Source organism: Euzebya tangerina, assembly GCF_003074135.1.
Classification (GTDB): Bacteria; Actinomycetota; Nitriliruptoria; order Euzebyales; family Euzebyaceae; genus Euzebya; species Euzebya tangerina.
Genome location: NZ_PPDK01000002.1, coordinates 95,518 through 111,402, shown reverse-complemented (window position 1 = coordinate 111,402; position 15,885 = coordinate 95,518). Strand labels below are relative to the sequence as shown.

Annotated in this window: 14 protein-coding genes; 4 read left to right on the top strand and 10 right to left on the bottom strand. The window is 68.9% G+C overall.

Annotated features, from left to right (window positions below):
* Positions 1-16 precede the first annotated feature (16 nt).
* Positions 17-847 (bottom strand): helix-turn-helix domain-containing protein, encoded by an 831-nt coding sequence (locus tag C1746_RS16380; RefSeq protein ID WP_116715847.1) that lies wholly within the window; start codon positions 845-847, stop codon positions 17-19.
* A 122-nt stretch (positions 848-969) separates the two neighbouring features.
* Between C1746_RS16380 and C1746_RS16375 the strand changes: the two genes are divergently transcribed.
* Both C1746_RS16375 and C1746_RS16370 read left to right on the top strand, forming a co-directional pair.
* Positions 970-1,836 carry an alpha/beta fold hydrolase gene (locus C1746_RS16375; RefSeq protein ID WP_116715846.1) on the top strand — a complete coding sequence of 289 codons (867 nt, stop codon included), beginning with the start codon at positions 970-972 and terminating at the stop codon, positions 1,834-1,836.
* Between the two features lie 30 nt (positions 1,837-1,866).
* Positions 1,867-2,211: a metallopeptidase family protein gene (locus C1746_RS16370; protein ID WP_116715845.1), complete on the top strand. Its 345-nt coding sequence runs from the start codon at positions 1,867-1,869 to the stop codon at positions 2,209-2,211.
* A gap of 9 nt (positions 2,212-2,220) precedes the next feature.
* Here the strand turns inward: C1746_RS16370 and C1746_RS16365 are convergent, their stop codons facing one another.
* The 3 genes from C1746_RS16365 to C1746_RS16355 are packed head-to-tail and all read right to left on the bottom strand — an operon-like array spanning position 2,221 to position 7,125.
* Positions 2,221-4,716, bottom strand: coding sequence for a GcvT family protein (locus C1746_RS16365; protein ID WP_116715844.1), 2,496 nt, complete (start codon positions 4,714-4,716; stop codon positions 2,221-2,223).
* Positions 4,717-4,756: 40 nt separating this feature from the next.
* Positions 4,757-6,292, bottom strand: a complete 1,536-nt coding sequence (locus C1746_RS16360; RefSeq protein ID WP_116715843.1) for a trimethylamine methyltransferase family protein — start codon at positions 6,290-6,292, stop codon at positions 4,757-4,759.
* Positions 6,289-7,125: an IclR family transcriptional regulator gene (locus C1746_RS16355; RefSeq protein ID WP_205711941.1), complete on the bottom strand. Its 837-nt coding sequence runs from the start codon at positions 7,123-7,125 to the stop codon at positions 6,289-6,291. Before C1746_RS16355 ends, C1746_RS16360 begins: the two co-directional genes overlap by 4 nt.
* Before the next feature lie 69 nt (positions 7,126-7,194).
* Between C1746_RS16355 and C1746_RS16350 the strand changes: the two genes are divergently transcribed.
* Positions 7,195-8,523, top strand: a complete 1,329-nt coding sequence (locus C1746_RS16350) for an NAD(P)/FAD-dependent oxidoreductase (protein WP_205711940.1) — start codon at positions 7,195-7,197, stop codon at positions 8,521-8,523.
* 13 nt (positions 8,524-8,536) lie between these two features.
* On the opposite strand, the gene C1746_RS16345 is transcribed toward C1746_RS16350, so the two are convergent.
* Together C1746_RS16345 and C1746_RS16340 are read right to left on the bottom strand one after the other, a co-directional pair.
* Positions 8,537-9,883, bottom strand: a complete 1,347-nt coding sequence (locus tag C1746_RS16345) for a M24 family metallopeptidase (protein ID WP_205711939.1) — start codon at positions 9,881-9,883, stop codon at positions 8,537-8,539.
* Positions 9,873-10,202 carry a hypothetical protein gene (locus C1746_RS16340; RefSeq protein ID WP_162867860.1) on the bottom strand — a complete coding sequence of 110 codons (330 nt, stop codon included), beginning with the start codon at positions 10,200-10,202 and terminating at the stop codon, positions 9,873-9,875. Before C1746_RS16340 ends, C1746_RS16345 begins: the two co-directional genes overlap by 11 nt.
* Before the next feature lie 61 nt (positions 10,203-10,263).
* On the opposite strand from C1746_RS16340, the gene C1746_RS16335 reads away from it, so the two are divergent.
* On the top strand, positions 10,264-10,794 hold the full coding sequence (locus C1746_RS16335; RefSeq protein WP_116715839.1) for a pyridoxamine 5'-phosphate oxidase family protein: 531 nt from the start codon (positions 10,264-10,266) through the stop codon (positions 10,792-10,794).
* A 137-nt stretch (positions 10,795-10,931) separates the two neighbouring features.
* Here the strand turns inward: C1746_RS16335 and C1746_RS16330 are convergent, their stop codons facing one another.
* From C1746_RS16330 to ffh, 4 genes are all read right to left on the bottom strand, one after another.
* Positions 10,932-11,579: an SDR family oxidoreductase gene (locus C1746_RS16330; protein ID WP_116715838.1), complete on the bottom strand. Its 648-nt coding sequence runs from the start codon at positions 11,577-11,579 to the stop codon at positions 10,932-10,934.
* 37 nt (positions 11,580-11,616) lie between these two features.
* Complete coding sequence (locus C1746_RS16325; protein ID WP_116715837.1) at positions 11,617-13,404, bottom strand: hypothetical protein; 1,788 nt, start codon at positions 13,402-13,404, stop codon at positions 11,617-11,619.
* 21 nt (positions 13,405-13,425) lie between these two features.
* Entirely contained in the window at positions 13,426-14,205 is a 780-nt protein-coding gene (locus C1746_RS16320; RefSeq protein WP_162867859.1) for a class I SAM-dependent methyltransferase, read from the bottom strand.
* Between the two features lie 156 nt (positions 14,206-14,361).
* The gene (ffh, locus tag C1746_RS16315) at positions 14,362-15,885 is read right to left on the bottom strand and encodes a signal recognition particle protein (protein WP_116715835.1); all 1,524 of its coding nucleotides are present in this window, start codon (positions 15,883-15,885) and stop codon (positions 14,362-14,364) included.

Here is a 15,885-nt window from a genome sequence, read left to right as displayed (position 1 = left end):
CGGCGGGTGGGTTCGCTCACCCGTCGGTGCTCAGCAGCTCCTGACAGAAGGCCCGGGTCGAATCGTCGGCCGGGAACCAGCTCTCGATCTGCAACTCGTCGAGGGTCAGGTTCTGCGGGGCACTGAACGTGGTGATGGCCGTCAGAAATGACAGGCTCTGTGCGCCGAGTCGGAAGGCGATGGGAAGGACCGGTTGATTCGGCTCGGCCAGGGCGGGTGTCAGCCACTGCTCGGGTATCCCGTCGGTGTCGAGCAGGTCGGCCAGCAGCTGGGCCAGGTCAGCGTCCTGTGGCCGGTGCAGGGACTCGCGTTGCAGTCGGCGAAGAACCACCCCTGCGGTGCCCTCCCAGTCCTCGATCAGCGCTTTCACGCCTGGCGCGAAGAGCAGCTCGATCAGGTTGAGGCCGCGAACATCTGCGGCTCCGAGCGCGCCCAACAGCATCCGGGCCGACCGGTTCGCCCGGTACACCCGGTAGAGGCGATCGACGACGATCATGGGGAAGGGGTCGTGTCCCTCGAGCATCATCGTCACGGCCTCCCCCACGGGCCCCGCCAACGCCTCGTCCACGTCGACGTCGGGGTACTGCGCCGGGAAGCCCGCAGCGCGCAGCAGCTCGTTGCGGTCCCGCAGAGGGACGTCCAGCGCCTCGGCGAGCCAGCGAACCATCTGCTCGCTCGGACGGGACCGCCCGGTCTCCAGGAAGCTGATGTGTCGTGAGGAGACATCGGCGATCAGGGCGAGGTCCAACTGGCTGTGGCCGCGATGGCCGCGCCAGTACTTGAGCAGCGCCGGGAAGACCCGGTCCTGACCGGTCGAGGCTCCTGCGTGACCTGCGGCGGCGTCCATCCCGGCGGATCGTATGGCCAGAGGTCCGCGGCCTGCACCTACCTCGTGGGTAGGTGACGAGTCCTGTCCGGCTTCATACCGTCACTGGTGTCCGCAGCAACCGACCACCGGAGAGGTGCCCCGTGAAGGACAACAGCACGATGATCGACATCGGCCACACCGAGGTCGCCTACCGGCGCTCCGGAGCAGGCCCCGACCTGCTGTTCATCCATGGCTGGCCGCTGAACGGCGACACCTGGCGTGGCGTGGTGCCCACGCTGTCGGAGGAGTTCACGTGCCATGTGATCGACCTGCCCGGTGCAGGCGGCTCGGTGGCCACCGCAGCCACTCCGCTGTCCATCCGCGGGCACGTCGAATCCGTCCAGGCCGTCATGGACCAGCTCAGCCTGACCGGCGTGGCGCTGTTCGGACAGAACAGCGGTGGCATGGTCGCCCGCCGGGTGGCGTCCGCGCGGCCCGAACACGTGACGGCTCTGGTCCTGTCCGGCACGGAGATCCCGGGCCACAACTCCTGGCAGCTCGGCATGTTCGTCCATGGGACGAGGCTCCCAGGGGCGCACGCACTGTTTCGGCGTGCCATCGGACTGGGGCCGTTGCGACGCAGCCGGTTGCTGTTCGGTGGGACCGTGGCGGACGTGGGGCATCTCGATGGTGAGTTCCACGACCTCTTCGTCCGACCGCTGCTCGAGGACGACGTCCTGTGGGACAGCCAGTTCACGGTCCTGGAGACCTTCAACCTGGACGACGTCGACGAACTGGCCGCCGTCCAGCGTGACCTCTCGATGCCAACGCTGTTGCTGTGGGGTGCGCAGGATCCGTTCTTCCCGGCGGAGAAGGCTCGCGTGATGGCCTCGCAGTTCGCAGGCTCCACCACGTTCGAGAGCCTCCCCGGGGGCTCGCTGCTGGTGCACGACGAGCACGCGGAGTGGTTCGCGCAACGGGCGGCCGCGTTCCTCCACGAGGTCCTGCTCGAGGAGCCGAGGGTGTAGCTGAACCGGGGAGCCGCAAGACTGGAGCTGGTGGAGCCCATACCGGAAGCGGCGTTCGAGGAGCTGGTCGGAGAGGGACTCGACCGAGTGCCCGACGAGCTGTTCGACCTGCTCGACAACGTCGTGGTGCTGGTCGAGGACGCCAACCCCGACGAGCCAGACATCCTCGGCCTGTACGAGGGCATCCCGCTGACCGAGCGGGAGTTCTACGCCGGCGTCCTACCGGACCGCATCACGATCTACCGACTGGCGCTGTGCGACTTCTGCGACACCCACGAGCAGTTGGTGGAGGAGGTGGCGATCACCGTCGTCCATGAGATCGCCCACCACTTCGGCATCGACGACCATGCGCTGCACGAGTGGGGCTGGGGCTGAGGCGGGCGGCTAGGCGCGCATCCGCGTGCCAGCGGGGTCGAACAGACACGTCTCCACACGCGTCGCCGGACGCCGGTTCCCGACGACCTCGATCTCGAAGGTGCCGGCACCCGCTGACCGAGCCAACTCCGCGGGGATGTAGCCAAGCGCCACCGATGCGGCCGATGCGTGGGCGTACCCGCCGGAGGTCACCCAGCCGACGACCTCACCGTCATGCCAGATCGGCTCGTCGCCGACGCAGTCCGCGTCCACCGCATCCACCACGAACGTGACCAGACGACGGTCGGGCCCGGCCTCAGCGACGGCTGCAGCCGCCTCGGCGCCGATGAACGGACCCTTGTCCAGCTTGATGAAGGACCCCAGACCAGCCTCGAACGGGTCGTAGATGGGGCGGTACTCGGTCGCCCAGGCGCCGAAGGACTTCTCCAGCCGCAGCGAGTCCAGCGCCGAGGCGCCGAAGAGGCGCAGCCCCAGCGGCTCCCCCGCCGCCATCAGGACGTCGAACAGCAGGCCTGCGTAGGCCGGCTCGACCCAGAACTCATAGCCAAGGTCGCCGGTGAAGGTCAGTCGGCCCGCGAGGACCGGGACCATGCCGATCTTCAGCCGCTGCAGGTCCATGAAGCGGAACGCGTCGCCGGAGACATCCTCGCGTGCGACGGCGGCCAACAGCTCCCGCGACCGAGGCCCGGCGATCGACAGGCCGCACAGGTTCGGCCCGTGGGGCCTGTAGGTCACGGAGCCGTCGGCCGGCAGGTGGGCATCGAAGTGCCGCTCGTAGTACCGCTCGGCCGGCCCGGACCCGAAGAGCATGAACCGCTCGGGCCCGCCCTCCTCCGGCAGGCCGGCAACCGTGAAGTCGCCGATCAGCTTGCCTGCGGTGTTGAGCATCGGGCACAACGCGATCCGACCGGGAGCCGGGATGCGGCCGGCCAGCAGCCGGTCCAGGAAGAGCCGGGCGCCGGGCCCGGAGAACGTGAACTTCGCGAACCCCGTGGTCTCGATCATGCCGACGCCGTCACGAACCGCAGCGCTCTCCGCAGCCACGCTGTCCCAGGCATCGGAGCGGCGCAGGGTCGGGGTCTCGATCCGGGCACCACCAGGAGTGCCATCGCTGCCCGAGGTGCCGTCCCTGCCGCCCGGATCCGGCATGAACCAGCGGGCGTACTCCAAGCCGTAGGCAGCCCCCCAGACCGCCCCTGCCCGATCCAATCGGTCGTACAGCGGGGAGGTCAGCAGCGGCCGGGCGGCAGTGAGCTCCTCGTTGGGATAGAGGATCCGGAAGCGCCGACCGTAGTTCTCGCGCACCCGCGCGTCGGTGTAGGCCGGTGTGGCGAAGTCCCCGAAGCGCGCGACGTCCATCCCCCAGACGTCGAAGCCCGGGTCACCTGTGGCGATCCAGTTCGCCAGCGCCAGCCCGACGCCCCCACCCTGCGACAGGCCGGCCATGACCCCACAGGCCACCCAGTGACCACGCTGACCGCGGATCGGCCCGACCAGCGGGTTGCCGTCGGGGGCGAACGTGAAGGGCCCGTTGATGACCTGCTTGATCCCCACCTCCGCGAAGATGGGGAAGTGCGCGAACGCTCGCTCCAGGTTGTCGCCGATGCGCTCGAGGTCGGGGGGGAGCAATTGGTGGCCGAAGTCCCAGGGTGTGGTGTGGGGTGACCATGGCACACCGTTCGGCTCGTAGGTGCCGAGCAGCAGCCCGTCACCCTCGCGCCGCATGTACACCTCACCGGCGAAGTCCATCGCATGCAGCCCGATCGCCCGGCCGTCACGGACATCCAGGTCGGCCAACTGCGGCACCCGCTCGGTCAGCAGGTACATGTGCTCCATGGCGAGCACCGGCAGCTCGATGCCGCACATCCGCCCGACCTCGCGGGCCCACAGACCGCCGGCGTTGACGATGTGCTCGCAGGTGACGCTGCCGGCGTCGCCGCAGTCGAGATCCCACAGCCCGTCCGGCCGCTGGGTGATCGCCTGCACACGCGTGTGCTGGACGACCTCGGCCCCGCCGATCTGGGCCGCCTTGGCGTAGGCGTAGGTCACGCCGGAGGGGTCGACGTGACCCTCCATGGGGTCGTACAGCGCACCGACGAAGTACTGCTCGTCCATGAACGGCAGGATCTCCTTGGCTTCGGCGACGCTGATCAGCTCGGTGTCCATGCCGAGGTACCGGCCACGGGCATGGGCCATGCGCAGCCAGTCCATCCGCTCGGCGGAGTCGGCCAGCATCAAGCCGCCGGAGAGGTGGATGCCGCAGTCCTGGCCGCTGATCCGCTCGATCTCGGCGTACAGCCCCACGGTGTACTGCTGCAACGCCGCCACGTTGGGGTCGCCGTTCAGGGTGTGCATGCCGCCCGCGGCGTGCCACGTCGAGCCGGACGTCAGCTCGCTGCGCTCGATGAGCAGGCAGTCGGTCAGACCGACGGTGGTCAGGTGGTACAGCACACTGGCGCCGACCACGCCACCACCGATCACGACGACCTGTGCTCGCTCTCTCATCCTCTGCGCTCCGGTTCTGTCGCTGCTCGGTGATCCCCCGTCAGTAGTCCGTGGCAACGCCGCCCTCGGCGACTCGGCGGGCGACGAAGGCCTCCAACTCCTCATGCACCTCGGCGGGAAGTGCTGGTTGGACGTAGGCAGCGCCGAACTCCTCCACCAGCCGCGTGGCGTGATCCAGTGCGGTCGGGCTGCCCGCCTCCTCCCACGCCTCGAAGTTCCGCCAATCCGAGACCAGCGGCGCGAAGAAGGCGGTGCGGAAGCGATCCTGGGTGTGTTGAACCCCGAAGAAGTGGCCGCCCGGACCGACCTCATCGATGGCGTCCACCGCCAGCGTGGTGGTGTCGACCTCCAGCGGCTGGAGGAAGGCCGCGACCATCTGCAGCAGGTCGGCGTCCAGCACCATCTTCTCGAACGAGGCGCGCAACCCACCCTCCATCCACCCGGCGCCGTGGAAGATGAGGTTGGCACCACCCATGACCGCTCCCCAGAGGCTGAAGACGCTCTCGTAGGCCGCCTGAGCGTCGACGGCGTTGGCTGCGCACACGTTGGAGGAGCGGTAGGGCACCCCCAGCCGCCGCGCCAGCTGGCCGCCGACGAGCGCCGCCCGCATGAACTCCGGTGTCCCGAACGCGGGTGAGCCGGACTGCATGTCGACGTTGCTCGTGAAGCCGCCGTACATGACCGGGGCCCCGGCTCGGACGAGTTGGGTGAAGGCGATTCCGGCCAGCGCCTCGGCGTGCTGCTGGACCAGCGCTCCCGCGATGGTCACCGGTGCCATCGCGCCGGCCAGCGTGAAGGGGGTGATGATGACGATCTGGTTGCGACCGGAGAACTCGAGGATCCCCTCGATCATGGGGTGGTCGTAGCGCAGCGGTGAGCTGGAGTTGATGACTGTGTGGATCGACGGCTCGGCCTCGATCGTTGCGTCGTCCACCTGACGCGCGATCCGCACCATCTCCAGGCAGTCGATGTTGCGCTGCGCCCCCAGGCTGTAGCCCGCGATGGGCTTGTCGGACAGGGTCAGCAGCGACATCGTCGCGTGCAGATGTCGGACCGACGGGTGCCACGAGATCGGCTCGACCGGGTAGCCCCCGTGCAGGTGGATGGCGTTGAGGGTCTGGCTGAGCCGGACCAGGTTCTCGAAGTCCTCCTGGGTGCCGCTCCTGCGGCCGCCGGCTTCATCGCCGACGTACGGGGCGCTGGACACCGACCCGAAGACCACGGCATCGCCGCCGAGCACCACGTCGTGTGCCGGGTTGCGGGCGTGGAGGGTGAAGGACGCCGGCGCCAGGGAGACCAGGCCCTCCACCAGTGCGGCTTCCAGACGCACCCTCGCACCGTCCACCGACGCCCCCGCCTCCCGCCAACGCCGCTGGGCCTCGGGGTGCAGGAAGTCGATGCCCGTGCGGTCCAGGACCTGCAGTGCGGCTTGGTGGATCGCCTCCAACTGGTCGGCGCTGACCGCGTCGACCGGGGCCAGATGACGGCGGAGCGAGCGGTAGGGCGGCTGGGCCGGGCCGGACACTCGGTCACGACGGCGCGCCCGGCGGCCGGCACGGCCGACGCGCGCCGTCACGACCGGCCTCCCGGGCCGGAGTCCTCGCCGGGTGCGGCAATTGGGTTCGGTTGGTCCGTCGCACGCCGTGACCAACCGCGTCGAGCGGTCCAGGCCGCCGAGACGCGCTGTGCCCGGTCCCGCAGCAACTCTTCCACCCGCACCCTCGTGTCCGGGTCGGGGAACCGATAGGACGGCCCGTACACGTAGAGGGCAGCCACGGCGCGCCGGGTGCCGTCGAGGATCGGTGCGGCCACGCTCGAGAGGTCCGCCACGTAGTCACCGCGACTCCACGCGACGCCGGAGGTTCGTGCGGTGTCGATGCGGGATCGGACACGGGCCGCACCCGCCTCGTCCAAGCCCGCCACCTCGACCAGATGCCGGTGGATGTCCGCGCGATCCCAGGTCGTCATGAGCACGTCGCCGGAGCCCCCCAGGTGCAGCGGCCACCGGCTGCCCGACCAGTCCTCTGCCTGCACCGACCGCGGGGCATCGACCTGGGCGATGGTGACGGTCTCGTGGGCGACCCGAACGGCAAGACCCACCGCTTCGTCGGTCAGCGCGACCAGCTCGACCATATGTGGATGTGCGACCGTGCGAAGGGTCGGTTCGGCGTCGAGGGAGGAGCCGATGGCGGCGATGGTCGGGCCGATCCGGTAGACCCCTCGCTCGTCACGGCGCACCGCCTCCACCGCCTCGAGGGTGGACAGCAGCCGAGCCGCCGTGCTGGTCGGCAGGTCGACCGCTTCGGCCAGCCCAACCAGGCCGAGCGGCTGGTCGGCGTGCTCTGCCACCTTGGTCAGCAAGGACCAGGATCGAAGAACGGACTGGACGGGAGCCATCGCAGCGGTCATCGTTACCGGTATGCAGGAGTCTGTCCAGCTATTCCCGTATGCTGGCAACGCGCTCCCCGTGGAGAAAGGGTGATCGTGCGGCTGAGCAAGCCCCATGACGAGGTCGAGGCCGTCATCATCGGAGCTGGCGTGATCGGGGCCTCCATCGGCTACGAGCTGGCACGTCGTGGCTGGACGACGCTGAACGTGGACGCGGGCCCGGCCGCGGGGTACGGCTCGACCAGCAGCTCGAGCGCCATCGTCCGCTTCACCTACTCGACGCATGACGGGGTCGCGATGTCCTGGGAGGGGCTGCACTACTGGCTCAACTGGGCGGAGCACATCGGCGACGTCGACGAGCGCGGTCTGGCTCAGCTGGTCCAGTGCGGCATGTTGCTGCTGAAGGACGCCAGTGGCCATCACCACACCGTCCTCCCGCTGTTCGACCGGATCGGCGTGCCCTACGAGGACCTGGACACCGCCGGGCTGGCCGCGCGGATGCCAGAGCTGGACCTGGGCGCCTTCGGTGCCGCAACAGCTGTCGACGACGAGGCGTTCGGCGCTGAGGCCATCGACCAGGTGGAAGGCGCGATCTGGTCACCGGACGCCGGGTACGTCGACGATCCCCAGTTGGCGGCGCACAACCTCCAGCGGGCCGCCGAGGCACAGGGCGGGCGATTCCGGTTCGGAACCCGCGTCACCTCGGTGGACAGCCACGAGGGCCAGGTGCGCGGGGTCACCTTCGAGGACGGCTCCGGGGTGGCCGCCCGGGTGGTGGTCAACGCTGCTGGCCCCCACTCCGCCCGGGTCAATGCGATGGCCGGTCTGGAGGGCACCATGCGGATCGTCACCCAGCCGCTACGGCACGAGTCGCACCACGTCCCGGTGCCTGAACAGCTGGACTTCGATCACCGAGGCAGCGTCGTCGCCGACACCGCCTCCGGTGTCTACTTCCGCCCCCAGGCCGGCAATCACATCCTGGTCGGCTCGACCGACCCGGCGTGCGATGAGCGGGAGTGGGTGGAGGATCCGGACGAGTTCAACCGCTCGGTGACCGAGGCCCAGTTCACCACGCAGGTGATGCGGCTGGCACGGCGGATGCCCGATGTCGGGGTGCCCAACCGACGCCAGGGTGTCGCGGACCTCTACGACGTCTCCGACGACTGGATCCCGATCTACGACCGCACCGATCTGGATGGCTTCTACGTGGCCATCGGCACGTCCGGCAACCAGTTCAAGAACGCCGGCGTCGTGGGGCACTGCATGGCTGAGCTGATCACGGCCGTCGAGGCCGGCCACGATCACGACGCCGCGCCGTTGCGGGTCACCGGCCGCTGGACGGGGCTCGAGATGAACCTCGGGACGTTTGCCCGTAATCGAGAGATCAACCCGGACAGCTCCTTCAGCGTCGCCGGCTGAGCCCCCGTCCGGTCTACCCGGTGAGGTCCAGCGGGAAGTGGGTCAGCAGCTCCGGGCCCTGCTCGGTGACCAGAACCTGGTTCTCCAGCTTCACGCCCTCCCCACCCGCCCTGGGCCCGACGAACGCCTCGACCGTGAAGACCATGCCCGGCTCGACGACACCGTCATATCCCCACCGCTCCCACTCCGCCGGGAAGTAGATCTCCGGCTGCTCGTCGCACTGGCCGACGCCGTGGAACAGCACGCTGTAGTGCCGGTAGGTCTCGATCGGCGGTGTCCAGGCCTGGAAGGTCAGCTCCCGGAAGGTTCGGCCCGGCGTCAGCAACGCGATGTTGCGCTCGATCTGCTCCTGTGCCAGGGCGTGAACCGTCCGCTGTGTGCCGGAGGGGCGCCCGCCGCCACACCGCCAGGTCCTCGAGATGTCCACCATCATGCCGTACGCCCCCACCAGGTCGGTGTCGTAGGCCACCAGGTCACCTGGTTCGATGACCCGGCTGCTCGCCTCCTGCATCCATGGGTTGGTCCGCGGCCCTGATGACAGGATCTGGGTCTCGATCCACTCCCCCGCCCGCGCGATGTTGCCGGCGTGCAGACCGGCCCACACCTCCCGCTCGGTCAGACCGGGCTGCAGGCTCTGGTGCATGTCCGTCATGGTGGCCTGGCACGCGTGAACGGCGCACCGCATCGCGTTGATCTCCTCGGCGTCCTTGATCGATCGGGCCAGCTCCATCACCTCCTGGCCCGAGCCGACCTCGACGCCTGCATCAGCGAAGGCCTGGTACCCCAACTGGTGGCACTGGTCGATCGCGATCCGCCGGCGAGCGCCCGGGCGGTGGTCCATGACGTCGAGCAACTCCTGGCTGAAGCGGGCTGCCTGTTCGCGGTGGCGCGGGCCGGCGGCGAAGTAGGTGGCGGCGATGGCCGGGCGGATCTCGTCGACGATGTGGCTATGGCCGGCCAGGAACTCGCAGCCCGCGAACTCCCACAGGATCGTGTGGCCATCGGCACCCACCCAGGCGTATCGGGCGCCGTTGTGCATCACCCAGACCTGCATGTTGGTGGCGTCGGTGGCGTACCGGATGTTCATGGGGTCCATCAGGAGGATCCCGTCGTAGCCCATCAGCTGCAGTTGGCGCACCACGCGGGAGCGGCGGTAGGTGCGCATGGCGGGCAGGTCCGGCAGGGTCAGGCCGGCGGCTTGCCACTCGGCCTCCAAGGCAGCTCCGGGACCGAGGTTCAGGTGGTGGAGGGCACCACCGGCCAGATCGTCCTCCGCGGATGCGACCTGGGCGCTACCTGCCGACGCGGGACCGACTCGAGCGGCCGCGTCGTGAAGGCTGCGTGCGACCCTACGGGCCACCCGGTTGGTCCCTGCCCTCCTGAGCCTCGACGGATGCAGTCTCCTCGACCCCGTCCTCGACCAGGTCGGCGTCCGCCTGCGGCCGGGCCAGCGCCGCATCCGCCTTGTCTCGCAGCGAGTCGAAGGCCTGGTCGTTGGCTGCGATGTCGTCCTGGAGCGCGGCCATCCGGGTTGACGGGTCGTCGGACAATCGACGCTCGGCCTGGTCCAGTTCGTCGTGTCCCCGTTCCACCGATGCGTCGACCCACTCCTTGGCGTCTGCTGCTTCTCGGCCCAGCCACCGCTTGACGTCGTCGATGAACCCCATGTCACTCCTCATGTGGTCGGGTTGGTCGGGTGTGTGACCATAGTGTGTCGCACCCCATTCGTATCCTCTGCCCATGAGCGACGCGAGCATTGACCGACCCGACATGCCCGACGGGTATGGCGTCCCGGACACCGATGACGGCCTTCTCACCTGGAGTTCGGTCGAGGAGAGATTGGTTGCGGCGCAGCACTACTGGCTGTCGTCGACTCGGCCCGACGGCCGACCACACTCCGTCCCGCGGTGGGGGGTGTGGGTCGACGGCGCGTTCTGGTACGACGGCGCACCAACCACCCGGCATGTCCAGAACGTGAACGAGAACCCAGCGGTCACGCTCCACCTCGAGGATGGTGAGAAGGCCGTCATCATTGACGGGCAGTCCGTCATGTCCACACCGGTGACCGGCGCGCTGGGGCAGACACTCTCGGCCGCCTTCATCGCCAAGTACGGCGCTGCCGGCTACGAGCCAGAGCCAGACGCCTGGTCTGATGAGATCGCCGGTGGTCTCCGGATCATCCGGCCGCTCAAGGTCCTCGCGTGGACCAGTTTTCCGACCGACGTCACCCGGTTCACCTTCGCGACCACAGAGGCGATCGACCCGATCTGAGTCGCCCTCCAGTCTTCGACATCCGCGATAGGGGTCGCGGAGGTGGCACGACGGATCAAGACCCCCACGCTTGAGGAGTCGGTCGGCATCGAGACGGCCGCAGAAGCTGCTCGCTGACGACCGGTCGGGTCGGACCGCTAGCCACCGTGGATGTCGAGCACCGTCCCGTTGATCCAGGGGTTTGCGAGTGTGGCGGTCACCAGCGCAGCCACGTCACCCGGTGCACCGGTGTGACCGCCCAGTCCCTCCGTGCCGATCCCGCCTGGTGACACGACGTTGACCCGCAGCGGCGCGTACTCGTGGGCCAGGGCCTTGCCGAGCGACTCGATGGCACCGTTGACCGCGGCCAGCGGCGCTGCCTGCGTCGGTCGACGCGACAGCATTCCGGAGACGAACAGCATGCTGCCCTTGTCGTCGACGTGGGATCGGAGGTGCCGTGCGGTCCACATCGTCCCCAGCAGCTTCGAGGCAACCAGGTCGTCGAGGACGCCCGAGTCGATGTCGGTCAGGCTGTCGAAGGACAGCGCTGCAGCCGTGATGACGACGTGGTCGAACGGACCGCCGTCGGTCAGGTTCGACACGGTGGCGTGATCGGTCGCGTCGTAGGCCACGCCGGAGACGTCGCCCTCGAACTCGCCGGCAGCCGAGGATGCGTCGTCGGCGCTGCGGCTGGTGAGCGTCACGCGGGCGCCGGCCGACGCGGTGTGACCAGCGACTGCCTTTCCGATCACACCGGTGCCGCCGACGACGAGGACATGAGCGTTGGCAAGAACAGCATCGGTCATGTTGTCCTCTTACCCGCCGCCGACGCCGCACCACACCTCAACCGGCGCCGCCAGGCAGCGGCTCGACCCGAACGCCGCCGTACGGACCGATCATCCGCAGGGCGACGAGGTCGCCCTCGGTCAGGCCGTCGATGTTGGCATCGTCGACCACGGGCTGCTCCCACTCACGCGGCCCGCTCGTTCCGGCGGCCAGCGTCCCCACCCACCCGTCGGGCAACGACCCGTCCCAGTCCTGACCATCGAGTGGACCGTCGGCCGTGAGGATGTTCAGGCCTATCACCGAAGCCATCCCGAGGCAGTCCTCGACCCACTGGCTGCAGTCGTTGGGCAGGTCCTCGACGGGCCTGAAGGCCTGCCACACCGCCACGGTCGAGATGGGCGCGTCGCTGGGATCTGGCACCGGCTCCACCGGAAGAGTGCGCCAGAGCTCGCTGACGACCCCGTCCACCATGGCCCCGATGACGACGGGGCCTTCGACCGCCCTGCGACCTCGATCGAAGGACCAGTCCGGGGTGCGGTGCGAGACATCGACCGCGACAACATCCTCGCCGCGGCACGCCCACACACCATCCGAATCGGTGGCGCACAGATAGCCCGTACCGTCCGGCTCCAGGTGCACGTCGGCACGGACGACGGTGCTGGTCCCGATCGAGGGGACGATCGACAGGGGCGCCTCCGGGAAGAGCGAGATGTCGAACGGCACGCTGTCGTCATCGGCCGGATCCCCGTGCGGTCCGTCGGGTGGAGTGCAGGCCAACCACGGTCCGCTCGACAAGCCGCCGTCATCGAAGGTGTAGCCGCCGTGTGCCTCCACGATGCGGAGCGCCTCACGGAGGCTTCCTGCCCGGCCACCATCCAGCGCGAACTCCCCGATGTCGCTGACCGCGCCGGTGTACGTGGCCAGGCCAGGCCCCTCGACTGGGTTCAGGATCTCCCCGGTGGCGTCGTACTGGCTGTACTCCGCCGCGATGAACCCCTCGGTCCCCGGGCACCAGCGGACCAGATCGACGACGCCCGTGGGACTGGAGGGTGAGCGGGCGTCCACAACGGTGATCCCGTGCTCCTCGGTGTTGGCGATCCAGACCGGCCGGCCGTTGCCGATCAGCGCCGGCCTGGCCGAGCCGATGTCGGGAACCGGCAGCACCTCGCCGGCCACGTCCTCGAGTGGCCGGAAGGGCAAGGACGCCAGGTTTGCCGCGCTCGGTGTGATCTCGACGTCCACGACCAACGTCGAGTCGCCGAACGGGACGTCCAGGCGCCAGCTGTCGTCCGGTCCGGTGATCTCGGGATGGCCGAGCCACATGGTCACGACGGTCGGCACCGCAGGGTGGACACGACCTGCCGGAAGCTCCACGTCGACCAGATCGGGATCGTCCGCCGCCATGACCATCCGCGGTTGCGCGGCACCCAGAGCCACGCCGAACCCGGTGGCATCATCGATCGTCCACGCCCCCAACCCGTCCAGGACCGACTCCGGGGGCGGGAGGACACCATCCGGAAGGTCGACAGGACGGTCGGAGCGGGCTCGCAGCAGCAGCGTCTGGGGTCTCAGCAGGGCGTCCCCGACTCGTGCCCGCAACGGCCAACCGTCGAAGCCCGAGCCCTCGACGACGAGGTCGTCAGCCAGCGGACCGTCCAGCCGCGCCGTGACGGTCAACTCCACGGTCTGAGGCGCTCCAGCGGGAGGCTCCGTCGGAACCGGCGGGCCGAAGTCGCCGCCGTTGCTGCCCGCGGCCACCCATCCGACCACGAGCACGAGTGCGGCGACGATCACCCAGGAGGCGGCAGACCAACGACGACGATCCTGGTCCTCCGCCCCTTCCATATCTCGACCGTAGGTGGCGGGTCACCCGTCCGCAGATCGGTAGACCGACAGCACATGCCATTGATGACGCGGGCGACCACGATCCTGCTCGGGCAACGCGCGAAGCCGGGCCGCCACCGGCTCGACCACCGCATCCCACGTCGGCTGGTCCAGATCCCAGAGCATCGACCAGATGCGCTGCTCGATGCCCTCGATGGCCGCAGCCGGAGACAACGAGTCCTCCCACGGCTCCAACCGGTGATCCCCCTCCCACATCAGGCCAGCCGGCCGCAGGACCTCCGCCAACTCCGCGGACCGGTCCCACCCGCGCCCGAGGTCGCGAGCCAACCCGTAGGCGATGTCGGTCACGTCGGTGCCGTCCTGGTCAGGGGTGCTGGAGACGACGAGGAACCGCCCGCCGGTCGACAGGACCCGCGCGACCTCCCCCGCCAGCCGCTGGGTATCACCGATGACGTGCACCGCCCACACCGCCACGACCGTCCCGAATGCGCCTGGGGCGAACGGCAGCCGACTGCCATCCCCACACACCAGGCTGTCCAGGCGACCGGCCGCCACCCGCAGCATCTCCGGGCTCAGATCCAGACCCACCACGTCCAACCCGGCCTCGGCCAGGGGCGACGCCACCGCCCCGGTCCCCACGCCGACCTCCAGCACCGGCCGACTCATATCGATGAACGGGAGCATCGTCGGCACATACCGCACCCCCCGCTCGACCCCACCCCTGGTCTCCTCATACCGATCGGCGATCCGATCGAATGACAGGCCTGCCGCATTGCCCTCGCCGCCGGTCGCACTGTCCACAAGCCGATCATGGCAGGTCGTGACCATCGAGACTCTGGAACGCCAGCTCCGGGGGGCGGTGCGTGGTGGAGCCGATGCTCAAAAGGGGTCGCTGAGGCGGAACCATGCACCGCCCCCCGGAGCGGAGACCCCGCTGCAGAACCGGCGAGCGACGGGTTACCGACGCTTCTTCTTCTTGCGCTTCGGCACCTTCTTGTTCCGGCGCGGGACCGGCTTGTTGCCCGAGCCGCTCGGCGGGCCGCCCATGCCGGCCATCGCCATCGGGTCATCCCCGGACAGGGCCGCGAGCTGCTCCAACATGTCGCCCCCGCCGCCGAGCTCCTTCTGCATCTTGCGCAGCGCCCGGGCCTGACTGATCGTGCCGCCGCCCCCGCCCATGGCGCCCATCATGGGGCCCAGGTTCTTCATCATCTTGCGCATCTCCTTGTAGGAGCGCAGCAGTTCGTTGATCTCCTGGGCCGACCGGCCGCATCCGCGCGCGATCCGCTTCTTCCGCTTCCCGTTCAGGATGTCGGGGTTGCGACGCTCCTCCAGCGTCATGGACTGGATGATCGCCTCGATGCGCTTGAGGTCGTCCTCGTCGATCTCCGCCTGGGCCTCCTTCATGGCCTTGCCCATGCCGGGGATCATCTCCATCAGCTTGCCGATGGGTCCCATCTGCCGGACCGACTGCAGCTGGCTGAGGAAGTCCTCCAGCGTGAACTGCCCTGAGAGCAGTTGCTGGGCCATCTCCTCCTGCTGGCCCTCCTCGTAGACGGCCTCGGCCTTCTCGATCAGCGTCAGGACGTCACCCATGCCGAGGATCCGACCGGCCATGCGGTCGGGGTGGAAGGCTTCGAACTCCTCGAGCTTCTCACCGACGGAGGCGTACTTGATGGGTCGGCCGGTGACCTCAGCCACCGACAGGGCGGCGCCACCACGGGCGTCACCGTCCAGCTTGGAGAGGATCACCCCCGTGAAGTCCACTGCCTCTTGGAAGGCCCTCGCGACGTTGACCGCCTCCTGACCGATCATCGCGTCGATGACGAAGAGGGTCTCTGCCGGGTTCACGGCCGCCTTGATGTCGGCGGCCTGCTGCATCATCTCCTCATCGATGTTGGTCCGGCCGGCGGTGTCCACGATGACGACGCTGGCACCCAGCCGCTTGGCCTCGGCGATGGCATTCTCAGCCACCTCGACCGGGTCGCCCTCCGTCTTCGGAGCGAACACCGGAACGCCGACCCGCTCCCCCAGGACCTGCAACTGACGGACCGCTGCGGGGCGCTGCAGGTCACACGCCACCAGGACCACGGATCGACCCTTGCTCTTCAACAGCTTGGCCAGCTTCCCGGCCGCCGTGGTCTTACCGGCGCCCTGCAGACCCGCCAGCATGATGACGGCCGGAGACGCCGAGCCGAGGTCGAGGGCCGCCGACTGCTCACCCAGGATCGTGACCAGTTCCTCGTTGACGATCTTGATGATCTGCTGGCCGGGATCGAGTGCCTCGGACACCTCGCTGCCGACAGCCCGCTCCTTGATCCGCCCCGTGAAGGTCTTGACGACCTTGAAGTTCACGTCGGCTTCGAGCAGGGCCAGGCGGATTTCGCGCAGCCCCTCGGCGACCTGGTCCTCGGAGAGGGACTTGGAGCTGCGGAAGCGGTCGAAGACGGCGTCGAGACGGTCCTGGAGGGCATCAAACAT

Excerpts from the sequence above, each read along its gene's own strand:
- C1746_RS16380 (WP_116715847.1), bottom strand. The coding sequence starts at position 847 with ATGGACGCCGCCGCAGGTCACGCAGGAGCCTCGACCGGTCAGGACCGG.
- C1746_RS16365 (WP_116715844.1), bottom strand. The coding sequence starts at position 4,716 with ATGAGAGAGCGAGCACAGGTCGTCGTGATCGGTGGTGGCGTGGTCGGC.
- C1746_RS16355 (WP_205711941.1), bottom strand. The coding sequence starts at position 7,125 with ATGACCGCTGCGATGGCTCCCGTCCAGTCCGTTCTTCGATCCTGGTCC.
- C1746_RS16340 (WP_162867860.1), bottom strand. The coding sequence starts at position 10,202 with ATGAGGAGTGACATGGGGTTCATCGACGACGTCAAGCGGTGGCTGGGC.
- C1746_RS16335 (WP_116715839.1), top strand. The coding sequence starts at position 10,264 with ATGAGCGACGCGAGCATTGACCGACCCGACATGCCCGACGGGTATGGC.
- C1746_RS16330 (WP_116715838.1), bottom strand. The coding sequence starts at position 11,579 with ATGACCGATGCTGTTCTTGCCAACGCTCATGTCCTCGTCGTCGGCGGC.
- C1746_RS16325 (WP_116715837.1), bottom strand. The coding sequence starts at position 13,404 with ATGGAAGGGGCGGAGGACCAGGATCGTCGTCGTTGGTCTGCCGCCTCC.
- ffh (WP_116715835.1), bottom strand. The coding sequence starts at position 15,885 with ATGTTTGATGCCCTCCAGGACCGTCTCGACGCCGTCTTCGACCGCTTC.